Below are 2,077 nucleotides of genomic sequence, written 5' to 3' on the forward strand. Positions count from 1 at the left end.
GTGCTTGGCACGTTGTTGGGTCCTGAAGGTACGGCCGATTCGGCTGGACCTTCGACGCCGGCCCCAGTGAACCGAGTCTTCGGATTCGGGTGATGGGTGGCTGGTCGTTGCTTGAGAACTACACAGTGGACGCGAGCATCTGTGGCCAAGTTTTTAAGGGCGCACGGTGGATGCCTTGGCACCAGGAACCGATGAAGGACGTGGGAGGCCGCGATAGGCCCCGGGGAGCTGTCAACCGAGCTTTGATCCGGGGGTGTCCGAATGGGGAAACCCGGCAGTCGTCATGGGCTGTCACCCGCTGCTGAACACATAGGCAGTGTGGAGGGAACGAGGGGAAGTGAAACATCTCAGTACCCTCAGGAAGAGAAAACAACCGTGATTCCGGGAGTAGTGGCGAGCGAAACCGGATGAGGCCAAACCGTATGCGTGTGAGACCCGGCAGGGGTTGCGCATGCGGGGTTGTGGGAATGAGCTTCAGTCGTCTGCCGGCGGCTGGGCGAGTCAGAAACCGTATGGATAGGCGAAGGACATGCGAAAGGTCCGGCGTAGAGGGTAAGACCCCCGTAGCTGAAATCTGTACGGCTTGCTTGCTCATCTCCCAAGTAGCACGGGGCCCGAGAAATCCCGTGTGAATCTGGCGGGACCACCCGCTAAGCCTAAATATTCCCTGGTGACCGATAGCGGATAGTACCGTGAGGGAATGGTGAAAAGTACCGCGGGAGCGGAGTGAAATAGTACCTGAAACCGTGTGCCTACAAGCCGTGGGAGCGTCGGAAGCCTTCGGGCTTCTCGTGACTGCGTGCCTTTTGAAGAATGAGCCTGCGAGTTAGCGGTGTGTAGCGAGGTTAACCCGTGTGGGGAAGCCGTAGCGAAAGCGAGTCCGAATAGGGCGATTGAGTTGCACGCTCTAGACCCGAAGCGGAGTGATCTAGCCATGGGCAGGTTGAAGCGGAGGTAAGACTTCGTGGAGGACCGAACCCACCAGGGTTGAAAACCTGGGGGATGACCTGTGGTTAGGGGTGAAAGGCCAATCAAACTCCGTGATAGCTGGTTCTCCCCGAAATGCATTTAGGTGCAGCGTCGTGTGTTTCTTGCCGGAGGTAGAGCACTGGATAGGCGATGGGCCTTCACGGGTTACTGACCTTAGCCAAACTCCGAATGCCGGTAAGTGAGAGCACGGCAGTGAGACTGTGGGGGATAAGCTCCATGGTCGAGAGGGAAACAGCCCAGAGCATCGACTAAGGCCCCTAAGCGTACGCTAAGTGGGAAAGGATGTGGAGTCGCAGAGACAACCAGGAGGTTGGCTTAGAAGCAGCCACCCTTGAAAGAGTGCGTAATAGCTCACTGGTCAAGTGATTCCGCGCCGACAATGTAGCGGGGCTCAAGCGTACCGCCGAAGTCGTGTCATTGCAGCAATAGCCCCAACGGGTGCTGTGATGGGTAGGGGAGCGTCGTGTGCCGGGTGAAGCAGCGCCGGAAGGCAGTTGTGGACGGTTCACGAGTGAGAATGCAGGCATGAGTAGCGATACAAGAGTGAGAAACTCTTGCGCCGATTGACTAAGGGTTCCTGGGTCAAGCTGATCTGCCCAGGGTAAGTCGGGACCTAAGGCGAGGCCGACAGGCGTAGTCGATGGACAACCGGTTGATATTCCGGTACCCGCTTTGAAACGCCCAATATCGAGCCCATTAATGCTAAGGCCGTGAAGCCGTTCCGGACCCTTCGGGGAATGGAAAGTGGTGGAGCCGCTGATCCAAGGTGGTAGTAGGTAAGCGATGGGGTGACGCAGGAAGGTAGTCCAGCCCGGGCGGTGGTAGTCCCGGGGTAAGGGTGTAGGCCGTGTGGTAGGCAAATCCGTCACACGTTAAGGCTGAGACCTGATGCCGAGCCGATTGTGGTGAAGTGGATGATCCTATGCTGTCGAGAAAAGCCTCTAGCGAGTTTCATGGCGGCCCGTACCCTAAACCGACTCAGGTGGTCAGGTAGAGAATACCGAGGCGTTCGGGTGAACTATGGTTAAGGAACTCGGCAAAATGCCCCCGTAACTTCGGGAGAAGGGGGGCCACGCCTGGTGATGGA

1 rRNA gene (cut by a window edge) is annotated in these 2,077 nt (G+C 57.6%); it reads left to right on the forward strand.

The features are described from left to right. Window positions 1-143: 143 nt before the first annotated feature. A 23S ribosomal RNA gene (locus AC067U_RS36820) occupies window positions 144-2,077 on the forward strand; it runs 1,272 nt beyond the window's last position.

This window comes from Streptomyces sp. NPDC043853 (assembly GCF_056436025.1).